Source organism: Kitasatospora sp. NPDC034533, assembly GCF_055575155.1.
The window spans coordinates 225,266-245,483 of sequence record NZ_JBVITE010000002.1 but is presented as its reverse complement, the minus strand read 5'-3'; the positions used below and the strand labels follow the sequence as shown (position 1 = coordinate 245,483).

At 68.1% G+C, this 20,218-nt stretch carries 21 protein-coding genes; 11 read left to right on the top strand and 10 right to left on the bottom strand.

All coding sequences use genetic code 11. From position 1 onward, the window contains the following. Window positions 1-219 precede the first annotated feature (219 nt). From ACZ55U_RS02790 to ACZ55U_RS02780, 3 genes are all read left to right on the top strand, one after another. Entirely contained in the window at window positions 220-1,215 is a 996-nt protein-coding gene (locus ACZ55U_RS02790) for a DUF4365 domain-containing protein (protein WP_465521660.1), read from the top strand. A 226-nt stretch (window positions 1,216-1,441) separates the two neighbouring features. After that, window positions 1,442-2,089, top strand: a complete 648-nt coding sequence (locus ACZ55U_RS02785) for a restriction endonuclease (protein WP_465521658.1) — start codon at window positions 1,442-1,444, stop codon at window positions 2,087-2,089. A 247-nt stretch (window positions 2,090-2,336) separates the two neighbouring features. Next, the gene (locus ACZ55U_RS02780) at window positions 2,337-2,894 is read left to right on the top strand and encodes a GNAT family N-acetyltransferase (protein WP_449808692.1); all 558 of its coding nucleotides are present in this window, start codon (window positions 2,337-2,339) and stop codon (window positions 2,892-2,894) included. A gap of 61 nt (window positions 2,895-2,955) precedes the next feature. Here ACZ55U_RS02780 and alaS read toward each other — a convergent pair whose 3' ends face one another. From alaS to ACZ55U_RS02750, 6 genes are all read right to left on the bottom strand, one after another. Further along, window positions 2,956-5,616 (bottom strand): alanine--tRNA ligase, encoded by a 2,661-nt coding sequence (gene alaS, locus ACZ55U_RS02775; protein WP_465521656.1) that lies wholly within the window; start codon window positions 5,614-5,616, stop codon window positions 2,956-2,958. A gap of 228 nt (window positions 5,617-5,844) precedes the next feature. Further along, on the bottom strand, window positions 5,845-6,513 hold the full coding sequence (locus tag ACZ55U_RS02770) for an HAD family hydrolase (protein ID WP_465521654.1): 669 nt from the start codon (window positions 6,511-6,513) through the stop codon (window positions 5,845-5,847). Continuing rightward, window positions 6,510-7,061 carry an orotate phosphoribosyltransferase gene (locus tag ACZ55U_RS02765; protein ID WP_465521652.1) on the bottom strand — a complete coding sequence of 184 codons (552 nt, stop codon included), beginning with the start codon at window positions 7,059-7,061 and terminating at the stop codon, window positions 6,510-6,512. The genes ACZ55U_RS02770 and ACZ55U_RS02765 overlap by 4 nt, the downstream gene beginning before the upstream one ends. Continuing rightward, window positions 7,058-7,657, bottom strand: coding sequence for an SLOG cluster 4 domain-containing protein (locus ACZ55U_RS02760; RefSeq protein ID WP_465521650.1), 600 nt, complete (start codon window positions 7,655-7,657; stop codon window positions 7,058-7,060). Before ACZ55U_RS02760 ends, ACZ55U_RS02765 begins: the two co-directional genes overlap by 4 nt. Further along, on the bottom strand, window positions 7,654-8,526 hold the full coding sequence (locus tag ACZ55U_RS02755) for a nucleotidyltransferase domain-containing protein (RefSeq protein WP_465521648.1): 873 nt from the start codon (window positions 8,524-8,526) through the stop codon (window positions 7,654-7,656). The genes ACZ55U_RS02760 and ACZ55U_RS02755 overlap by 4 nt, the downstream gene beginning before the upstream one ends. Before the next feature lie 36 nt (window positions 8,527-8,562). Further along, window positions 8,563-9,396 (bottom strand): aspartyl/asparaginyl beta-hydroxylase domain-containing protein, encoded by an 834-nt coding sequence (locus tag ACZ55U_RS02750; RefSeq protein WP_465521646.1) that lies wholly within the window; start codon window positions 9,394-9,396, stop codon window positions 8,563-8,565. 371 nt (window positions 9,397-9,767) lie between these two features. On the opposite strand from ACZ55U_RS02750, the gene ACZ55U_RS02745 reads away from it, so the two are divergent. Further along, complete coding sequence (locus ACZ55U_RS02745; RefSeq protein ID WP_465521644.1) at window positions 9,768-11,177, top strand: hypothetical protein; 1,410 nt, start codon at window positions 9,768-9,770, stop codon at window positions 11,175-11,177. Window positions 11,178-11,200: 23 nt separating this feature from the next. Beyond that, window positions 11,201-11,800, top strand: coding sequence for a GNAT family N-acetyltransferase (locus ACZ55U_RS02740; RefSeq protein ID WP_465521642.1), 600 nt, complete (start codon window positions 11,201-11,203; stop codon window positions 11,798-11,800). Between the two features lie 153 nt (window positions 11,801-11,953). On the opposite strand, the gene ACZ55U_RS02735 is transcribed toward ACZ55U_RS02740, so the two are convergent. Both ACZ55U_RS02735 and ACZ55U_RS02730 read right to left on the bottom strand, forming a co-directional pair. Further along, window positions 11,954-13,186, bottom strand: a complete 1,233-nt coding sequence (locus ACZ55U_RS02735; RefSeq protein ID WP_465521640.1) for a DNA sulfur modification protein DndB — start codon at window positions 13,184-13,186, stop codon at window positions 11,954-11,956. A gap of 890 nt (window positions 13,187-14,076) precedes the next feature. Beyond that, the gene (locus ACZ55U_RS02730) at window positions 14,077-14,667 is read right to left on the bottom strand and encodes a hypothetical protein (protein ID WP_465521638.1); all 591 of its coding nucleotides are present in this window, start codon (window positions 14,665-14,667) and stop codon (window positions 14,077-14,079) included. Between the two features lie 702 nt (window positions 14,668-15,369). Between ACZ55U_RS02730 and ACZ55U_RS02725 the strand changes: the two genes are divergently transcribed. After that, complete coding sequence (locus ACZ55U_RS02725) at window positions 15,370-15,942, top strand: hypothetical protein (RefSeq protein WP_465521636.1); 573 nt, start codon at window positions 15,370-15,372, stop codon at window positions 15,940-15,942. Between the two features lie 60 nt (window positions 15,943-16,002). On the opposite strand, the gene ACZ55U_RS02720 is transcribed toward ACZ55U_RS02725, so the two are convergent. Both ACZ55U_RS02720 and ACZ55U_RS02715 read right to left on the bottom strand, forming a co-directional pair. Further along, a complete protein-coding gene (locus ACZ55U_RS02720; protein ID WP_465521634.1) occupies window positions 16,003-16,761 on the bottom strand; it encodes a glycosyltransferase family 2 protein in 759 nt (252 codons plus the stop codon). A gap of 2 nt (window positions 16,762-16,763) precedes the next feature. Continuing rightward, on the bottom strand, window positions 16,764-17,552 hold the full coding sequence (locus ACZ55U_RS02715) for a GntR family transcriptional regulator (RefSeq protein WP_465521770.1): 789 nt from the start codon (window positions 17,550-17,552) through the stop codon (window positions 16,764-16,766). A gap of 220 nt (window positions 17,553-17,772) precedes the next feature. On the opposite strand from ACZ55U_RS02715, the gene ACZ55U_RS02710 reads away from it, so the two are divergent. From ACZ55U_RS02710 to ACZ55U_RS02690, 5 genes are all read left to right on the top strand, one after another. Next, window positions 17,773-18,126 carry an SCO3933 family regulatory protein gene (locus tag ACZ55U_RS02710; RefSeq protein ID WP_465521632.1) on the top strand — a complete coding sequence of 118 codons (354 nt, stop codon included), beginning with the start codon at window positions 17,773-17,775 and terminating at the stop codon, window positions 18,124-18,126. A 17-nt stretch (window positions 18,127-18,143) separates the two neighbouring features. After that, window positions 18,144-19,529, top strand: a complete 1,386-nt coding sequence (locus ACZ55U_RS02705; RefSeq protein ID WP_465521768.1) for an FtsK/SpoIIIE domain-containing protein — start codon at window positions 18,144-18,146, stop codon at window positions 19,527-19,529. Window positions 19,530-19,617: 88 nt separating this feature from the next. Then, on the top strand, window positions 19,618-19,827 hold the full coding sequence (locus ACZ55U_RS02700; RefSeq protein WP_465521630.1) for a hypothetical protein: 210 nt from the start codon (window positions 19,618-19,620) through the stop codon (window positions 19,825-19,827). Window positions 19,828-19,832: 5 nt separating this feature from the next. Further along, entirely contained in the window at window positions 19,833-20,015 is a 183-nt protein-coding gene (locus ACZ55U_RS02695; protein WP_465521628.1) for a hypothetical protein, read from the top strand. Further along, entirely contained in the window at window positions 20,012-20,176 is a 165-nt protein-coding gene (locus tag ACZ55U_RS02690) for a hypothetical protein (protein WP_465521626.1), read from the top strand. The genes ACZ55U_RS02695 and ACZ55U_RS02690 overlap by 4 nt, the downstream gene beginning before the upstream one ends. The last annotated feature ends 42 nt before the right edge of the window (window positions 20,177-20,218 follow it).

The following is a 20,218-nucleotide window of genomic DNA, read 5'->3' as shown; positions in this document are numbered from 1 at the left end:
CTTGCCGACCAGCTCGCGAGTCGGGCACCGGCTCGTCTCAGATCCTCAGCTCAATCGCCAGCCAGATGGGCCCCCTTGGCCACTTGAAGGAAGCCCACAGACACAACCTCAGACGGTCGGTCGCGAGCCGCCCACCCTGCACAGATCCCCGCAAACCTCTCCGACATGTCAGTGACCTTCGGTATGGTGCGGCGAACAGAGCGTAAGGGGGAGAGAGTCGTGGCGACCATTCGTCCCAGCCGCCGCATCGAACGGGCCGGCGTCAACGCCGTTCGCACCCTGCTTGAAGATCACGAGCACATCGTGCAAGAAATTGATGGCGGCAACGACCACGGTGAAGACCTCATCGTGAACCTCACTCGCGGAGGCAAGCGAACGGGCCACTACATCGCGGTCCAAGTCAAGAGTGGAAAAAAATACAAGCGCGCCCGCGGCTATGCCATCCCGATCGACGACCACTTCGATGACTGGAAGCAGAGCAGGATTCCGGTTTTGGGCTTCGTCTACGATCCCGACACGGGTGAGATTTTCTGGACGAACCTGACCAAGAAGTTGAGGAAGGCCCCTAAAGCCCCTTCCTGGATTCAGATCCCAGAAGATTCGAAGCTATCCAACGACAGCATGCGCGGATTCGCCGCCGAAGTTGAAGCATACGTCGATAGCGCCGGGATGCGCGTGCGCGGAAGAACTCAAGAAGAGGGCTTTAGCGGGGCGGCCAGGGCAAGGAGGGGCTTGGATCCGGAAACGGCACCCAATCCCCTCTTCGAAGGGTTTGCAGATTTTGCACTCCGCCACGAGGAAAAAATCGACACCCTGGCTCGAGACGTGCGACGAGCCATTCCTCTGATGATCCTGGCAATCATCATGGCGTGGGAATGGCCCTACCAGATCAGATTCGTCGAAAGATACTCTGACATAAGTCCGCTCCCCTGGGTGATGAATATCTACACTTTCATCTCCTTCGCCGCCCTAGCCATGTATTTCGAGTTCCGGGCCGGCCGGATCCCCAAGGAGACGGGGCGATGGCTGGCACTCTTCGCCGGAAACTTCCTCTCCGTTCCAGTTTGGGACCATGGCGACCAGCGGGATTGGTGGGGGACGGTATGGATCTTCGCCGGGGCATTTGGTCCGTCCCTCGGAGTTAAGTTCATCTTCGTCTCCTTTGTTGGATTCGCGAGAGAACGAAGGAGACGATCCCTGAGCTCGGATGAGTAGTAGGTCCCCACGCCGAACCGACCACTCGCCGGATCAGGCCCCATCGACGCCAACTCGGCAAATCAATTAGGGCGGTTGAAATTTGCTAAAGAAGCCAGAATTCCCACACCGCAAGGTTACCTCCTGGAAGCTTCTCCTAGTAATAATTGGCTCCCTCGGACTTCCCATCATTAACAATCTGGCGAAAGGCTTTCCGCCAGCAGTAGCAGACCCCGGTGACGGATTCATGAGAATCCAGGACATATCCATTGCCCTAACCATTGGCCTCTTGCTGGCACTTCCGGTCGAGATCATTGTCGCCAACTCTCATCGCCGCCAGCTGAAGCAGTATGAGCGAGAAGTTCAGTCACTCAAGGAAGAAAGGCAGAAGATGCTCCTACTTCAGGCCCAGCGGGAGGCGGAGAGAAGAGAAGCCTGGGTTGCAGGAATAGAATCGGGTCGAGCAGCGAGGAAGGCTTCCTACAGTCCAACAATCGATGAAATCGACAAACTCTCGCCCGCCGAATTCGAGAGGGCAGTTCTACAGCTAATGGTGCGCGATGGCCTAACGGGCGAGGTTATCGGAGGACGCGGAGATCAAGCAGTTGATATTCTGGCGCACAGCGCCAATGGCCAGCCAATCGCAGTCCAGTGCAAGCATACGACCATCGGCGCCAAGGTCCCCAGTCGGGTCCTGTACGAGGTGAAAGGAACATCCGAAACAGTCTACGGGGCAAAAGACTCGATCATCGTGACCAACGGCTTCTTCACGCGAGACGCCCTCGAATGGGGCACCGAATACGGTATTCAACTGATCGACCGCGACATCCTGATCGAATGGTCGAAAAATGGAGACCACCTATACCAATTGGTCGAGCTCGAAATTCCGATCTAGCAGGTTGAGAACAGCGGATTCTCTGTGACCAGGCGAGTCTAAGCTGCAGCGACAACAACCCCTGCGACCACCTATTCCTGCCCGCTGAACACTTCCTGGACTGGTGAACGGAGCGGCGAGAGGACGTGCAGGAGGCCTTCGCGGCCATGCCCTGCTGGTGTCCCGTCGCTACGCGCCAACCACTCACCGGCCGGCAGGTAGGCGTTCCCGGAGGCCCTCCAGCTGCATCGGAGCGAAACTGTTCGTTGTGATCTTGCGCAACGTTCACGGCCGGTCGGCTGGCCCTGAAAGAGACATCTCGATACGGCGATTCACCGATGGTGATTCAGCCGAGGAACTCACCCTGCTCCTGCACCGCGCATACGCCGCTCATGCAGCGGCTGGCAGGGTCTTCTTCGCGTCGTACCAGTCCGTGCAGGACACGGCTACCCGGATGGGGAGGGGGGAGTGCTGGCTCGCCTTCCAAGGCGCTGAGCTGGTCGGGTCGGTGACGGTAGCGGCACCGTACACGGTGCCCGTGGGGTATCCGGCACCAGCCGATGCAGGCTCATTCTGGCAGCTCGCGGTGGATCCCGCGTGTCAGGGGACGGGCCTCGGACAACGGCTGTTGACCGTGGCGGAGGACCGCATCGTCGCTCTCGGGGCCGCGGAAGCGGTCATCGATACGTCGGCCGAGGCCACTGAGCTGGTCGCTTGGTATCGCCGACGGGGGTACGTCCCCGTTGGGACGTGGCGGTGGGACGTGACCAACTACGAGAGCGTGGTCCTGCTGAAAGACCTTGCCGCAGCTGGCCGGGAACGGTGAAAACGTGCGGTCGGCGCCTCCCCAACTGGAAGGCACCGACCACACTCGCTGGCGGCCGACGCTACTGGTCGAGGGCTCGGGCAGCGTCCTGCGCGGCGATGGTGAGGGCCTCGTCGAGGGCCTCGGGGCGGCGTCCGCCGGCACTGGCAACTGGGCCCTTGCCACCGGCTCCGCCGCCGACGGTGCGGGCGGCGGAGGCGAGAAGCTGACTGGCCTGAGTGCCAGCAGTGAGAATGCTGCGGGTGATGGCGGCGGCGAGAAGGGCCTTGCCGCCGTGCTCGGTGCCGAGGACGACGACGGCGTGGTCGCTGCCCAGGAGGTCGGCGGTGTTAGCGGCAAGGGCGCGGAGTTCGTCGGGGACCAGGCCGGTGACCTTCTCGGCGACGATCCGGCCGCCGGGGACGGTGCGGGCGATGGCGGCGAGTTGCTGGGCGCGAGTGTGCAGCTCGGCGTCGCGGAGGCGGGCGAGTTCCTGTTGGGCGGTGGTGAGGGCGTCGAGGCGCTTGCGGAGGGTGTCTGGGGCGTCCTGAGGGCGGGTTCCGAGGAGGGCGGAGAGTTCTTCGAGGAGGCGGCGTTCGGTGTCGTGGTAGGTGAGGGCGTCGCGGCCGGTGAGGGCTTCGATGCGGCGGAGGTTGGAGCCGATGGAGGCTTCGCCGAGGATGCGGACGGGGCCGGCGTTGGAGCCGTGGGGGACGTGGGTTCCGCCGCAGAGTTCGCGGGAGAAGTCGCCGATGTCGACGATGCGGACGTGGTCGCCGTACTTCTCGCCGAACAGGGCGGTGGCTCCGGCGGCCTCGGCTTCGGAGCGGGTGGCGTGCCAGATGCGGACTTCGGGGTCGTCGAGGAGGTGGTCGTTGACGAGGGCCTGGATGGCGGCGAGCTGGGTGGGGTCGACGGCGGAGAAGTGGGCGAAGTCGAAGCGCAGGCGGCCGGCGTCGACGAGGGAGCCGTGCTGGCGGGCGTGGTCGCCGAGGGTGCGGCGGAGCATGGCGTGCAGGACGTGGGTGGCGGAGTGGGAGCGGGCAACAGCGTCGCGGCGCGGGCCGTCGACGAGGGCCTCGGCCTGCTCGCCGCTGCGGATCTCGCCTTCGCGGATGCGGACGGTGTGGACGTGGAAGCCCTCTAGGCCGAGCCTGGTGTCCAGGACCTCCAGGAGCGCGCCCGAGGACGTGCGGATGGTGCCGGTGTCGCCGACCTGGCCGCCGGACTCGGCGTAGAACGGGCTGCGGTCCAGGACCAGTTCGAGCGTGCTGCCCTGGTCGGCGCCGGGCACGACGGTGCCGTCGGAGATGAGGCCGAGGACGGTGGCTTCGGTGTCGAGGCGGTCGTAGCCGGTGAAGTCGGTGCGGCCGTGGCGGGAGGACAGCTCCCGGTAGGTGTCCTGGCGGCGCAGGGCCTCGGCGGTCTTGGCCTTGCCGCCGGCCTTGGCGCGCTTCTGCTGTTCGGCGAGCAGGGCGGTGAAGCGGTCCTCGTCGACGGTCAGACCGGCGTCGCGGGCGGCCTCGATGGTCAGCTCGACGGGGAAGCCGTAGGTGTCGTGCAGTTCGAAGGCGGTGTCTCCGGTGAGGGTGGTGGAGCGGCTGTCGCGGCTGCGGGTGATGGCGGCGTTGAGCAGCCGGGTGCCCTGGGTGAGGGTGCGGGTGAAGGATTCCTCTTCGGCGGTGACGACCTGCTCGATGAGGCTTGCCTGGCCCACCAGTTCGGGCCAGACGTCGCCGAGGTTGGCGATGACGCTGGCGGTGGCCGGGGCGAGGACGGGCTGGTCGATGCCGAGCATGCGGGCGTGGCGGATCGCCCGGCGCATCAGGCGGCGCAGGACGTAGCCGCGGCCGTCCTTGGCGGGCAGCACGCCGTCCGCGATGAGGTAGGCGATGGAGCGGGCGTGCTCCGAGACGACCTGGAACGAGACCTTCTCCTCACCACCGGAACCGCTGCCCGGGTAGTCGCGGCCGGCGAGTTCCTGAACGGTGGTCAGGGTGGGCAGGAGCAGGTCGGTGCCGCAGACGTTCTCGACGTCCTGAAGGATCGCGGCGAGACGGTCGAGGCCGAGGCCGGTGTCGATGCTCTGCTGGGCGAGGTCGCCGAGGATCGGGAAGGTGCCGTTGTCGTCGTCCTCGCCGCGCATGGACTGCATGAAGACGAGGTTCCAGATCTCGACGTACCGTTCGCCGTCGACGGCCGGTCCGCCCTCGCGCCCGAAGGCCGGGCCCCGGTCGTAGTTGAGTTCGGAGGAGGGGCCGCAGGGGCCGGGGACGCCCATGTCCCAGAAGTTGTCCGCGCTGAGGCGCTGGATGCGTTCGGCGGGGACGCCGATCTTGCGCCAGAGCTGTTCGGCCTCGTCGTCGCTCTGGTGGACGGTGATCCAGAGGCGGTCCTCCTCCAGGTTGTAGCCCTGGGTGAGGAGTTCCCAGGCGTAAGCGATGGCGTCGGCCTTGAAGTAGTCGCCGAAGGAGAAGTTGCCCATCATCTCGAAGAACGTGGCGTGCCGGTTGGTGCGGCCGACGTTGTCGATGTCGGAGGTGCGGGCGCACTTCTGGATGGTGGTGGCGCGGGGGTACTCCGGGGTGACCTCGCCCAGGAAGTAGGGCTTGAACTGGTTCATGCCGGCGTTGGCCAGCAGCAGGGTCGGGTCGGAGGGGATGAGCGGGCTGGACGGGACGTGGCGGTGGCCGCGTGAGGTGAAGAAGTCCAGGAAGGTGGAGCGGATCTGCGTCGAGCGCATGGCGGTAGGGCCCTCACGGAAGAGTCGCGGAGAGGTGGGGGGTGATCACACGCCGAGCCGGGCCGAGAACGAGGACTGAGTGGTTCTCAGTTCTCCAGCTCGGCGCAGATAGCTCGCGCCCCCACGGTGTAGACCATGACTCCGGTATCCGTCGCTCTGAGGTGGCGCAGCCGACAACGGACGCAACGGTCCGCTGCGACTGCGCCACCAACAGTAGCGGCTCCGGGGTCAAGATCGCTTGGAGTTGTCCTCCTGACGGCCGATGCCGACCAGGAGGGGCAGGACGAAGGCGGCGTGGTCGGCGCGGGGCATCACGAGGTGGGCTCCCGCCCGGGTGAGGGCTTCGGGGCCGGCGAAGCCCCAGCCTGCGCCGACGGCGGTGACGCCCGCGGCGTGGGCGGCGTGGATGTCGGTCTCGGTGTCGCCGACGAAGATGCCCGCCCTCGGAGGAACGTCGAGCCGGTCGAGGGCGAGCAGGACGCCGTCGGGGGCGGGTTTGGGCTGGGCGTCCTCGTAGCAGACGACGGTGTCCAGCTGGTCGAGGATGTCCTGTGGCAGCAGCCAGTTGACCCGTTCGCGGCTTCGCAGGGTGACGACACCTGTGCCGACTCCGGCCTCGCGGAGCGCCGCAAGGGTCTCGGCGACGTACGGAAACACCTCGGCGGTCAGGGTGGCCGTGGCGCTCGCCGCGGCCCAGCCTTCCTCGTTGATCGATCCGTCCAGTCCGAGGTCGGACAGGACGTACTCGCGCGGGGTGGTCGCGGCGCCGGCCGGGAGATCGGCGACGGTCACCCGCCTGCCGAGCGCGGCGGTCGCATAGCCTGCCAGGGTGGCGAGTTGGGCGTCCCGGCTGTCGACGAGGACGCCGTCGAGATCGAAGAGCACAGCTCGCTTCACGCGGCACCGCCCGCCCGGGGTGACGGCAGGTCGGCCTCGGTGAACAGCGAGCGCAGCGTGACGCGGTGCTCGGCCAGCAGCGTCCGGCCGCCGAGCGGGCGCTCCAGGACACACAGCGCGTGGGTGACCGGTCCGCCCACCATCCGCAGGATCCTTGCCATGTGGAGCAGTTGGCCGCCGGAGCGGACCACGTCGTCGACCAGGACGATGCGGCGGCCGTCGATGGGAAGGCCCTCGACCTGGTGGAACGACCCGTAGCTCTTGGGCTTGCGGCGCACGAAGACGGCGGGCAGGCCGGTGGCGGCGGACAGCGCCACGACGAGGGGGACGCCGCCGAGTTCGATGCCGGCGAGCACCTGGGCGTCGTCGGGGACGAGGTCGGCCATGGCGGTGGCGGTGTCGCGCAGGAGCACGGGGTCGGAGGCGAGCCGGTACTCGTCGAAGTACGCGTCGAGTCGGCCGCCGTCGGCGAGCTTGAACGGGGCGTTGACGCACGCGGTTTCGGCGAGTCGGGAGGCGAGGCCAACCGACGGGGTGCGGGTGGTCATGCTCCTCCGATCGAGGTGGTGCCGAGCGAGGCCAGGTGGGCGCGGAAGGCGTCGGCGGACTCGACGGTGGCGAGGAAGCCGAGCGGCCGGGTCGGGGTCTCGTACAGCCACCGCTCCTCGCACAGGAAGGCGAGCAGGCGCAGGGCCGACGCGCCCGCGAGACAGACCGGCACGGGCCGGATGGTGGTCGCGTAGTAGAGGGCGGCGGTCAGCTCGTGGAGGGTGCCGACTCCGCCGCCCATGGCGACGACCAGGTCGGCGTTCTCCAGGTAGTGGTTGAGGCGGGCGCCGGGGTCGGGCAGGTGGACGGACAGGGTGGTGTGGGGGTTGAACGCGCCCCACTCGTCGTGCTTGCCGGTCAGCGTGACGGCGGTGACCGTGGCTCCCTGGTCTCCGGCCCCGCGGGCGGCGGCCTCCATCAGCCCGTTGTAGCCGCCGTGCAGGAGCTGGTAGCCGGCCTGGGCGAGGGACCGGCCGATCTCCTCGGCCAGCGCCTCCTCCTGGGCGGAGGCGGGGACGACGCCGCCGAAGAAGACGGCGGTCAGGCCCTCGCGGGCCCGGCTGGCGGCCGGGCCCGCGAGGTGGAGTGCGTTCACACCAGCTCCTGGTAGGTGCGGTAGGCGGCGACGGCGTCGTGCAGGCCGTCGAGCGCCTGCGGGCAGGCCCGCTCGGCCAGGGCGAGCACCCGCTCGATCGCCTCGGTGACGTCGGCCGCCTCCGGGATGGCCGGGCCGCTGATCGCGGCGTCCAGGTCGCCCAGGCAGGCGCGGCCGATCGGGGTGACGGCGATCTCCTCGCGCAGCTGGTACCAGCCCCAGAACCGCGAGGCGGGGGCCAGGGCGGTCTTGATCAGGTCCTTCGTGGCCGTGTGCAGGCGGTGCCACTCGGAGTACGCCACGAACCGCTGGCCGCGCTTGATCCGCTTGTGCAGGAGAACGGCCAGCACCAGGTGTTCGATCAGCAGCTCGGCGCAGGAACGCGGCCGGGCGAGGAAGGCGGCGGCGAAGCTCTCGGCCGCCGCGACGTCCGGCGCGGTGACCGGTCCGGGCCGGCGGTCGAGGAGGACGGCGGTGCTGACCGTCTCCCGCAGTCGCGGGATCCGGGAGGCCGGCGCGACGTAGAGGTCGATCTGGTGGAGCTTGCCCTCGTCCGGGACCAGGAAGACCATCCCGACGCCGCCGAGGTCGGCGACGATCGTGTCGCGCCAGCCAGGCAGCAGGGCGCCGGCCTCGACCGGCATCAGGGTGTCCAGGGCCTCGACGAACGACGGGAACCGGGCGTCGTGGACGCCGGCGACGAAGTCGACGTCGGACAGGCGGTCGGCGGTGCCGTGGGCCAGCGACCCGCGGACCATCAGGTGGGTCACCGCCGGGGAGGTGGCCAGGATGTCGGCGAGCTTCGACAGCAGCGGCAGCTGCGCGGGCCGGTTGGCCTGGGTGATCGCCGCCAGTTGCAGGGTGGGCATGCGCTTCTTCCTTCCGGGCGTAGGTGCGGGCTGGGATCAGGCGGGGATGGCGAGCAGGCGGCGCTTGGCGGTCTCCCAGCGCGTCGCGGCCTCCATGTCGCCGAGGGAGGTGTGCAGTTCGGCGATCAGGTCGTAGACCGTGCCCTCCGGCAGGGCGTAGGTGTAGAAGAGCCGCAGCAGCATCCGCTCGGCCGCCTCCGTGTAGCCGAGGGCGGCCATGTTGCGGGCGCTCTCCAGTCGCGCGGCCAGGACCGTCTGGTCGGCGACGGGCAGCGGCTCCGCGACCACCGGGCTGAGCGCGGGACGGCGGGCCAGGTGGCGGTAGGCGTCGTCGGCGTACACGTCGGCGATCAGGTGGATCCGGTCCGGGCCGAGCAGGTTGCACACCCCGTGGGCGTACGTCGGCGTCAGCCGCCAGATCCGCCCGCCCGTCATGTGCACCTTGGTGCCGCCGGTGACCAGGAAGGCGGACCTGTTGGTGTGCAGCGGGACGTGCAGCCGGTGCCGCTCGACCTGGTCGAGGTCGTCGTAGTCGCGGTGCTCCCAGAGGAAGGCGTTGCCCTCCAGCCGGGCGAGCCGCACCCACATGAAGTCCAGGCCGAGGTCGGCCAGGAATGCGGCGGTGGCCGGCATCCGGCCCAGCAGGTCGGTCGGCCGGGCCGCGCAGTCTCCGATCGTCACGTCGGCGGCGTCACCGGAGGCGTTCATCAGCGAGGTGGTCCACCAGCCGCCGGACTGGTAGGCGCCGTACTCCGCCTTCCAGGGGGCCTGAGCGGTCAGGGCTTCGTGGCGCATCCGCTCCAGGTGGGCGGAGTCCACGGCGTCCAGCTGGGCGATCTGCCCGGCCAGAGCGGTCAGGGTGTTGTCCATCGGTTCCCTCCCGTTGCCGGCTCGCGGCATGGCGAACCGGAATGCACGTGGTGCTGGATGGGGTCGATCGGGCGCGGATCCCAGCGCCCTTGATCTCACGCTTCGCTGTCGGCGATGCACGGACAGCAAGGTGGCGTTCAGGATGGCGGCGCCGGGTGCGGCATCGATACGACGCGGCTGCCGTCACCGTCCCGCCGTCCCGAAAGGCGAACCATGTCGGTACGCGTCATGACTGCCGTCACGGCCGCCGCCATCTGGGCTGAGACGACCTCGAACGGGTTTCCTGTCGAGCGACCATGGCTATCGTCAGAACAGACGAACGGGGACGGAGATGATCCGCGGTGGCTGAAACTCCCACACTCCTAAGGGTTTTGACGCTTCAGCGACACTGGCAGGTCTACGAGACCTTCCGTCTCCGGTTCGAGGCGACGGCGAACTCGGCCGCCGAGCAGGAGCGCGACCCCCGACTTCGGGGCTTGTCGGTCTCCAAGCGGCAGTTCGAGCGCTGGTACGGCGGCGCGGTGAAGACCCGCCCCTACCCGGACCAGTGCCGGGTGCTGGAGGCCATGTTCGGCGTCGGCGTGGACCAACTCCTCGCGCCCGCACCGGCCGGCCCCGTATCCGTGCCCGCCACCACCGCCTCGTTCGCCGTCCCGCCACCACGGTCGGTCCCTGTCCTCCTCCCACCCGAGCAGGCAGCGGCACTGCCTGTCGGTGGCCCGTTCAGCAGCGAGCCCCGCTTCGACGCGGGCACCACGGAATTGGAAAGGCAGGTCACGATGGCGGCTCGTCGTGCACTTCGATTCACCGCGATGGCGGAGGGCAGCAGCATCGGCTCGGAGACCCTGGGCCAGATCAACGACGAGGTACGGCGGCTGACCGTCGCCTACCCGAAGCTGGCACTGCCGACCCTGCTCGGCGACCTGGTCGAGGTCCAGGACCTCACCTTCCAACTGCTGGAACACGGACGGGCCAAGCCGTCGCAGGCCCGGGAGCTGTACCTGCTCGCCGGGATCACCTCCGGCATGCTCGCCAAGGCCAGCCACGACCTGGGCAACCCGAGCGCCGCCATGATGCAGGCCCGCACAGCCTTCGTCTGTGCCGACAACGCCGACCACCACGCCATGCGTGCCTGGGTCCGCTCGCTCCAGTCGCTGATCTCCTACTGGGCCGGCCGCCCCGGCGAGGCCGCCGACTACGCCGCCCTCGGACAGGGCGCCATCGGCGACGTCCGCGGCACCACCAGCGTCTGGCTGGCCTGCCTCTCCGCCCGCGCTCACTCCCTCCTCGGCGACGGCGAGGCCACCCGCACCGCCATCCGGCAGGCCGAGGAGGCCCGCGCGACCGTCGAACCCGACGACCTCGACGCCTTCGGCGGCATCATGACCTTCCCGCTGCCGCGCCAGCTCTACTACGTCGCCGAGGCCACCGTGCAGCTCGGGGAAGACGCGGCCCTCGGCGAGAGCCAGTCCGAAGCCGCCGTCTCCGCCTACCGCAACGCCACCGAGGACGAGTGGGCCTTCGGCGACCAGGCCGGCGCCCAGACCGACCTCGCCCTCGCCCGCATCGCCCGCGGCGAGATCGAGGGCGCCGCCGAAGCCGTCCGCCCCGTGCTCGACCTCCCCGTCGAACAACGGAACTTCGGCATCGTCAGCAGCGCCCAACGCGTCCACGCCGCCCTGCACGGCGCCGGTCGACGCAGCAGTGGTGGCGCGGCGGCCAGTCTGCGCCAGGAGATCGAGGCCTTCACCACCACCCCCACCTCGGCCCTCGTCCGGTGACCCCGCGGATAGGCTCCGCAGCCATGACCCCACTCCGCCTGACCGGCCCCAACCTGGCACTGCGCGAAGTCGAACCCGAGGACACCGACGACCTCCTGGCCATCTACGGCGATCCCGAGGCCACCCGGCACCTCAGCTTCGAACCCCGCACCCGCGAGCAGGTCGAAGCGATCACCGCCCGCTCCATCGACTCCGCGCACGTCACCCCGCGTACCGAGTACTGCCTGGCCGTGACCCGACGCGGTGAGCACCAGCTGATCGGCTACGCGCGCCTGGCCACCGAGCCGCAGCAGGCCGCCACCATCGGCTTCGCCCTCCACCCGGCCGAGTGGGGCAAGGGCCTCGGCACGGAGACCGTTCACCTGCTCTGCGCCCTCGGCTTCAACGCCCTCGGCCTGCACCGCATCTGGGCCGCCCGCTCACCGCTCAACGAGGCCTCCGAACGCACCCTGCTCCGCGCCGGCATGACCGAGGACGGTCGCATCCGCGACCACGTCTTCGTCCACGGCGCCTGGCGTGACTCGATCACCTACTCGATCCTGGAACACGAGTGGGCACCGATCGACGGGCTGGAAACGGACGGAGCCGCTGAGTCCGATGGCGGGCACAGCCCGGGAAGGTGATCCCATGCTGCCCGAGCCGCACATCGTGGTCCCCGGCATCGCTGGAGTCGCCCACGAACCCCCGTACCGGCCGCCGATCCGCAGAGAAGCTGCGAAGACGCCAAGCGGCTCCTTCCCCACCATGATTGGGGAGGAGCCGCCACCACCTGCAAGCTAGAAACGACCGCGGATCTGCATGCCGGTTTCGCTGTCCGGGTTGTTCAGCGCCTCATAGACCTTGTGGCCGGAGTCGCGGGCACCACCGGCCCAGCTGACCTTGCCCGTGTGCGTCAGCTTGGCGGCGACGCCGCTCCAGTACTTCGCCTCGCGCTCCCACTGGACGTCCTCCAGGAGGGCATCCAGGGTGACGCCCTCGGGCATCGGGTCGGTGGACCAGGACATGGTGCGGTTCATGGTCGCACCGAGGCCGGCCACGACGGCGGGAGCGGTGATGGCGGTCTTGGCGTGGAACAGCTCGGCGTTCTGCTGCAGGAAGTCGCCGACCGTCTCCATGAGCTCGCGCTGGACGACGGCCTGGTCGGGGCGGCTGTTGTTGCTGTCGGTGGGAATGTCCTCGTACTCGATGCCGGTCGAGGCGGCATGGATACCGGCCTTGCCGAGCATGGCCGTGGAAATGAGCGTCCTCAGGACAGACATCGTCATCCACTCCGCGGCCTTGTCCGACACCTGGCGCTTGCCGGTGAGGATCAGACTGGACAGCGGAGCCGTGCCCTCACCGAAGGGCACGGTCAACGACTCCATCAGCTTGCGCGTGACCGTGGTGCCGAAGTCGCGGCCGTCCATGGACATGGCCAGGGACTTGTCGACCGGAACACCCTTGAGGTTGCGGTCGTGGAAGATCTGCCGGGCGGCCATGACGCTGATGCCGTGGAAGATCTCGATGGAGAGCTTCAGCTCCCCGAAGTCGAAGTCCTCCAGGTCGTACGCCGCCGGGTTCTTCTTGATCCGGTGCAGCGCCGTGACCTGGGTCTCGGCGTCGAGGGCGATGAGGCCGTCACGGATCGGCAGGTGCCACATACCGTTCTCGTCCCGGCTCAGCGGGCGCGGGGACCAAAGGGTGATCTGCGGCACCGACCACGCACTGTCGAAGTCCCCCCGCAGGCCGGCTGCAATGTAGTCCGCGTACTCGCCGACGTTCTTGGCCTTCTTGCTGCCTGCCGTACCTATGGGCCGCTGCACCTCGGCGCGCAAGCGGGCGTAAGGGTCGATCTCGTAGCCGGCCTTCACGGCACGCTTGGCGTCCTCCTCCACCTTCGCCGGGTCATTGACGAGGTAGAGCAGGTTCTCACCGTCGATGACGGCGTTCACCATGACGCCCTCGCGGACGACCGAGAGCTGGATGGGGAAGCCGGTGGTGACCGGCTTCGTGAACGTGGTGATGGACACGGGTTCCCTCCCCTACGCGAGCACGCCCCTCTGACGTCTCGCCGTTCCGCAGCACGCTAGTTGACGGTCCGCCAGATGGTCAACTGCGGTTACGGGAGCACCTGATCGACTCAACCGCAGCTGGAAAATCTCAAACTGCGGAGAATTTGAGACCGCCATGATGACGACTGCGGATGAGATTCCCTTGCCAGGCTCCTGTCCGCGGAAGCCACAGACCCCGCCAACCCGTGATTTCCAGCGGCTTTCGCAATGCCGCAGTTCGGCCAGGACGGACCACGAGATCCGAAACGACTGGAAGCTTCGAGGGGTATCGCTCCGACCCCGGCCCGCCGATGCGAACCGGAACACTTCGCCGGGCACCCCGCCCCGACCCCGGGCGCCGATCAGAACACTCGGCCACTGCGGCCGCCGAGCACCCTCGGCGATGACGAGCTGCTGACCGATGCCACCATGATCGTCGCCGGCGCCCCAGGGCCACCCACTCTCCGCCCGAGATCTTGGCGTCGCCGATTGCCACTCACGCCCCCGAAAGCCCGGCAGCGAGTCGGCACTCGCACCGGACCGATCGAGCTCTGGCACGGATCTGGCACGGCAGAGACGGATTGGTCCAGACAATGCGAAAGCCGCAGGTCGCTGACCTGCGGCTTTACTGCTGGAGCGGGCGACGAGAATCGAACTCGCGCTCTAAGCTTGGGAATCTCGTCAACCTATCAGCCACACACAGGCTCTGACCTGTACCGATGCCACCTGTGACCGGCTCAACGCCGATGGAGGCGGTACCGCTAATGACCGTGATTTACCGCGCAACACCGCCCCTTGAGACACGGAAGGGACACGGCAAGGCGGTTTGAGCCTGGGTGCGCGCGCCCAGCGGCACTGGATCGGTGGCGTCAGTTGCTCGGCTGGTTGGTGTCTGACTTGAACCAGATCCGCGTGCTCGTCGGCGCCCCCTCGACCTCTCCGACAGTTCCGCCGTACTCGTGGCCGGCCGCGCTACTGAAGGAGATCTCGTAGACACCAGTCGCTCGGTCGTACGCCGTAGCAACGACCGCCAACGAGTCAGCGGCCTGGGAGTAGACGCGCTCAATGTCCGCGCGGATCAGATCGGTGGCGCGTTCGAGGTCGACAGCCGTCATCGGACCGTGGTCCCCGGTCTGCTTCTTGATCCGGTTGAAGACAAGGAACACCACGCCTGAGATGACGGCCCAACCACCATTGCTGAGAATGCCCTGCGAAACCACCAAGGCGTACTCACCGAAGCTCGATGAAGCGCCCCAGTCGGTCCGGCGCTCAGTCGCCTTGAAGCTCTTGGAGACCGGGTACTGAAGCTGCCCGTCCAGCGTGGCAACCTTCAACAGCTCCTGCTCGATGACGCTGCCATCGACATCAGCCTCGTAGATCCGAAGCGTCCACACCTGCTGCGGCAGCTCGGACACGTGAGCGGCAAGGGCGACAGAGACCAACGAGTTTTCGACGTACACGGCAATTCCTTCGGTATCGTCCTGAGGAACTGCACACGATAGACCGTAAGGGCTAACCCACGAGCGATGGAACGGTTTTGGCCGCCGGCCATGGCTCGGGCTGAGCGGGTGGTCCCCTCCTCGATCGGGCAGCTTCGCCGTACCCGGGTTCTCCTGGGGCCGCCAAGGCTCACCCTGTGACGCGTGCGCTTGGCCTTGGCGGCCCCAGGAGGTTCCGGGTACGCCCTTGGGTGACCGGTCGAGGTGGGGGCCTCCCGCGACCCGCCCACGATCACCACGTCGAAGCCGCACCCGTGCGCCTGCCCCCGGTCCCCTCCGAGGAGGGCCCGGCGGAGCCTCATGCTTTGACCCGCGCTGTCCGTCCGGCGGGCTCTCTCACATCGGCATCCCCGGCCGCACGCTCGACGTGCGCGGCCGGCCGCCGCCGAAGCGGGGCGCAGACAGGAGCGACGGCGAGCGGCAGGGCCGCGCGCTGGCGCGCTGTGCGCGCCCTTGAACCAGTAGCGAAACTCGTAACAGTCACCTTCCCACCCCACCCCATCACCCCAACTCCCCAGCTACCCATCCCCATCCCACCAACCGCCCGCCCGGAACAGGTACGCGCCTTCTCACGTCCCTCCGCCATCTGCCTCCGCGCTCATCGACCCCCTATCATCGGCAGGTTCGGATCTGACTGCTGTTCACATCCTCGGCATGGGGGCCATGGATACGATCACCCAGCTTGTGACCATCGCCGCCGTAGTGCTTGGTGGGCTGACTACCTACGTGACGAACCACCTGATGGAGCGGAGCAAGCGCAAGGACGGCCTGCGGCTTCGCTGGGATGAGAAGAAGCTCGACGCGTACGCCGACTATGTCGGACGGGTCCGGACCTCGATCCACATTGCGGTGCTCCTGTACGAGGTGCGTGAGGAGATTAGGCAAATGCCGCGCACAGAGCACGAGTTGTCGATGGAGCTGACCGAGTCTGGCGGCGCCCAGGCAATGGCGTTCGAGCGGATCATGCTGCTTGCCGGGGATGAGGTGATCGAGGCAGCCCACGCCATTCAGGAGAACCTCGCCGCGATCGGCTGGCAGGCACGCGGCCTGGTCAACGGGACACTCGCGGATTGGCGGGCGCTGCACATTGAGGCGTTCAAGGCAATCAATCGGTTCCACGAAGCTGCCCGCGCAGATCTCGGCGTCCGAGGTCGCTTCGAGGGAGCACAGCACACTGCCCGCGGGCTCCTGCTGCCCGGTGCCCGGAACGTGGATGAGGCCGCCGACCGGACCTGAATCGGGCAGCGAAGCGGCCCCGACGCTGGCGCTGCCGGGGCCGTTCTCGATCGGTCTTGCTCAGCCGGCGTCGAGGCGCCAGTTCTCCAGTGCCAGCATCGACTCCGCTCGGGCCTGGATGACCGACATGCGGGCGGCGCGTTCGGCCTCCTGGCTGTGTGCGGCCTGGTGGGTGCTCTGTCCAGGCCACTTGCGGTACAGGAGACCGGTCTCCTCGATGAACCACCCGCGGCTGACCGCGTTGAGCGACATCAACAGCCCGGTGTCCTCGGAAGCCGGAAGCGCCATCCACCCGCCGAGCGCGAGCAGCAGATCCCGCCGGACGCATAGCGTCGCCGGGTGCACCTGGGCTCGGAAGTCATGGGCCTTCCAGTGGGCCAGTACCTCGCCCCGCTCGATCGGCCCGGCCGGCGGGTCCTGGTCAAAGCCGACGGTGCTACCGTCGGGAAGAAGGTCGAGCACGCGCGAAGTCGTCCACGCCACGTCCGGCCGGTTGGTGAGGACGGCAAGGTCTCGGGCCAGCGTGCCCGCAGGGAGCTGGTCATCCGCGTCGAGCACCTTCACGAACTCCCCGGCTGCACGCGAGAGCCCCATGGTCCGCGCCATGCCCGCTCGCCCGTGTCGACCCTGGCCGAAGCTGATCCGGGCGTCGTCCGGGACGTACGGGGCCACGTCGTCCGTCTCGCCGTCCTGCTGGATCACCCACTGCCAGTCCCATCCGTTGGGAAGGTCCTGGTCGAGGAGCGACTTGTAGGCGTCCGCCAGGTACTCCGCGCTCGGCCCGTGGACGGCCGTGATCACGGTAACGAGATTGGTCATGCTCACCACCTTTTCAACTGGGTCGTGTAGACCATCTCAGTGCGGTCACCGGGGAGTACTACGTCGGCGATCTCCACCACGCGGTCCGTCGTGTCAATGCAAGTCTTACGGAGAACGATCACCGACACACCCGCGGGCAGACCGAGTTCTTCCGTTTCCTCCGGCGTCGGCGGCCGGGCCTGGAAGGATTCCACGACACGATCCAGCTCGATGCCTACGGTGAATAGCTGGTTCTGCGTCCCGCCCGGCCACGGCTCCTGGTCTTCGCGAAGGAGATCCGGGTTCCCGGAGATCAGATCCAGCAGCAGGTAGGACCGAGACACATTGAACGGCGCCCGCTCCTCGCTGTACCGAGTGCGATAGGTGCGCTCCAGCAGCATGGTCCCCTCGGACACTGCAAACGCGGCGGCAAGATCGGCGTTCGCCGGGATCTGCTGGTACTTGGCTGCGAACACGAGGTCGTTCACCGTGAGACCGGTGTCGTGCTCGGTGGCTCCGGTCTTCTGCCGCTCCGATTCGGACTGGCGCGCACGGTCCTTCTCCCACTGGTGGCGGAGGTTGTCCCGCTTGACCGGAGTGGGCTGCCGGCGGACGAACGTGCCCCGGCCGTGCTGCTTCTCAACCAGGCCCTCAGTTGCGAGCATCCCAACGCCCTGCCGGACGGTCGGAACGCTCACCCGGTACTGACCGGCGAGGGCCGTTTCCGCCGGTAGCCGGTCACCCGGGGCCAGCTCGCCGGTCTCGATCTGGTGCCGGATGTCGGCTGCGATCCGCTCGTACTGGTTGGCCATGGTGCTGGTCACCGTCCTGTCGTGGTCTCATGCCCATCCTAAGTCCTAAAGAGGTGTTGACGACTAGCTGAGGAGCCGTCATAGTCTTCATCACAGCAACTCCTAATGAGGACTTGAAGACAAGATCTCATGAGGTGCTGATGACGCCCGGCATCTGCCGTGGTGAGGCTGCTCCGAGGACGACGACATTCCCTCGGTGCCAGACGAAGGAGCCCAGCTCATGCGCTTCATCCCCGTCGACACGACCGCCGCGCTGGTGATGGTCGCCCAGGCGCCCCGCCCGAAACTCAAGAACCGCCAGACCGGCGAGATGGCCATGGACGCCGAGACCGGCGCGCCGCTGGTCACCCTGGACGTCACCTTCGTCGCCAACGGCGAGGCCGACATCCTGTCCCTGACCGTGCCGCAGCCGGGCATCCCCGAGGGGTTGGCGCCGGGCATGCTGGTTTCCCTTACCCGGCTGATCGCCCGGCCGTGGGAAAACGAGTTCAACGGTCAGAAGCGCTCGGGCATCGCCTTCCGAGCCGACGCCGTGACGGTCGCCGCCCCGGTCCTCGCCGGCGCGAACGCCTGATCGCCGTGAACACCTTGATGCCCGCGCTCCTGGAGCTGAGCGTCCCCGCCGCCGCTGTCGGCGCCGGAGCGCTCTACGCCAAGGCCAAGATGCCCCGGACCTACTGGGCGACCGTGGGCCTGCCGCTGACCGTCCACCGCATCCGGCGCGACTACGAGAACGTCATGGAAGCCTGCGGGCTGACTGTGGAACCCTCGTTCTGGCGCGCCATGGCTTCGTCCGCCAGCAACAAGCCGACCAAGCCCGCGATGCCCAAGATCCGTGGCATGCAGTTGGGTTCGACTGGTCTGCGCCTCCGGCTTCGGCTCGCCCGCGGTCAGCAGACGACGGACCTGGTCGACGCGGCTGAACGCCTTCGGCACGCCTGGGAGGTCCACGCGGTGCACGTCTCCGAGGTCAAGCCCGGCGTGGTGGACCTGCGGATCGTCGGCTTCGATGTGCTGCGAAACGTGCGCATGCCGCGTCGGGCCTCGGCCAAGTCCCATGAGATGCTGCGGATTCCAGTCGCGCTGCGGGCCGATGGCACCGTGCACCACCGGGACTTCCGACAGGCCCCGAACGGGCTGAACCTCGGTGCCAACCAATCCGGCAAGTCGATGTTCACCCGCAATCTGGTCCACGGACTCGCCCCGCAGCCGGTCGCCCTGGTTGGCATCGACTGCAAGCGCGGCGTCGAACAGCGCCCCTTCGCCCCGCGGTTATCCGCACTGGCCACCGACCAGGGGGAGGCGCTCGGGCTGCTGCTCGCGCTGCTGGTCGAGATGGACGACCGGTACGACCTCATCCGTGACCACCAGGGAGTCCCTGGATCGGTGGCGGCCGAGGACCTGACCGCCGATATCTGGGGCCTGCCGGCGAAGATCCGTCCGGTGCCGATCGTCGTGCTGGTGGACGAGATCGCGGAGCTGTTCCTGTCGGCCAGCAAGGCAGATGAGGAGCGCCGGAACCAGATCGTCACCGCACTCATCCGGCTCGCCCAACTCGCCCGCGCCGCCGGCATCTTCCTGGAGATCGCCGGCCAGCGGTTCGGCTCGGAGCTGGGCAAGGGCGCGACTCTCCTCCGCTCCCAGCTCACCAGCCGCACCGTCCACCGGGTCAACGACCTGGAGACCGCGAAGATGGGCCTCGGGGACATCTCCGACGCCGCCGTCGCCGCGTCCACCAGGATCAGCCCCGACATGCCCGGCATGGCCGTCGCCGGCGACACCTCCGGTCAGTGGTCCGAGATCCGCACCCCGTACCGCTCGCTCACCGAAGTCGCTGAGCGCTGTGCCGAGTTCGCGCACCTGGCGCCCACCCTGGTCCGCCTGGCGGCCTTCCGTCCGCCGGTTGTCAGCCCGGTGACCATCCCGCCGATGCCCTCGATGCCGCCGAACCCGGCGCCGATCTCGCTGGGCAAGTAGCGGCACCTCCCTCCCCCCAACGGCCGGCGCGGCCTCTTCGCGCCAAGTCCCTACCCCCGCCATGCCTCGCTCAGAAGGAGATCCACCCGTGCCCCGCAAACCGTCCATTGCCGAGATCGGCGCCTTCCTCGGCCACCTCAAGGCCACCCGCGACAACGACGACAACGGCCCGCTGCTCGCCGAGAAGGCGGACCTGCTGGAGCGCATCGCCGCAGCCAACCCGAACGACCGCGACGCCGCCCAGATCGCCCGTGAGGCCCGCGCCGCCGCCGACCGCGCTCAGCGCAACCGCCGGTGATCCCGGTGGCCGCCCGCGGACACACCGCGCCGCCGAAGCCCGCGGCGTGCCAGCCCTGCAAGGGCACCGGCCAGATCACCGAGACCGTCTACGCCGGACGGGGCGCCCGACGCCGCCGGATCGCTGAGCAGGAGGCCACATGCCTGGACTGCCTCGGCACCGGCACCGCTCTGGAGGCGTCGCTGTGATCGAGATCCGCGTGACCTGCGACATCAACGACGTTCCGTTCGTCGTCGCCGACCTCTGCCGGACGTGGCACGTGCACGACGTCAAGGAGTGTCCCGCCGAGAACTCCGGCCGGCGCCACCTCGACCTCACCGTGACGCGTCGCCGGAAGACCGCCAAGTAGCGCCAGCTCATCGGGCCGGGCGGCTGAACGACCACCGCCCGG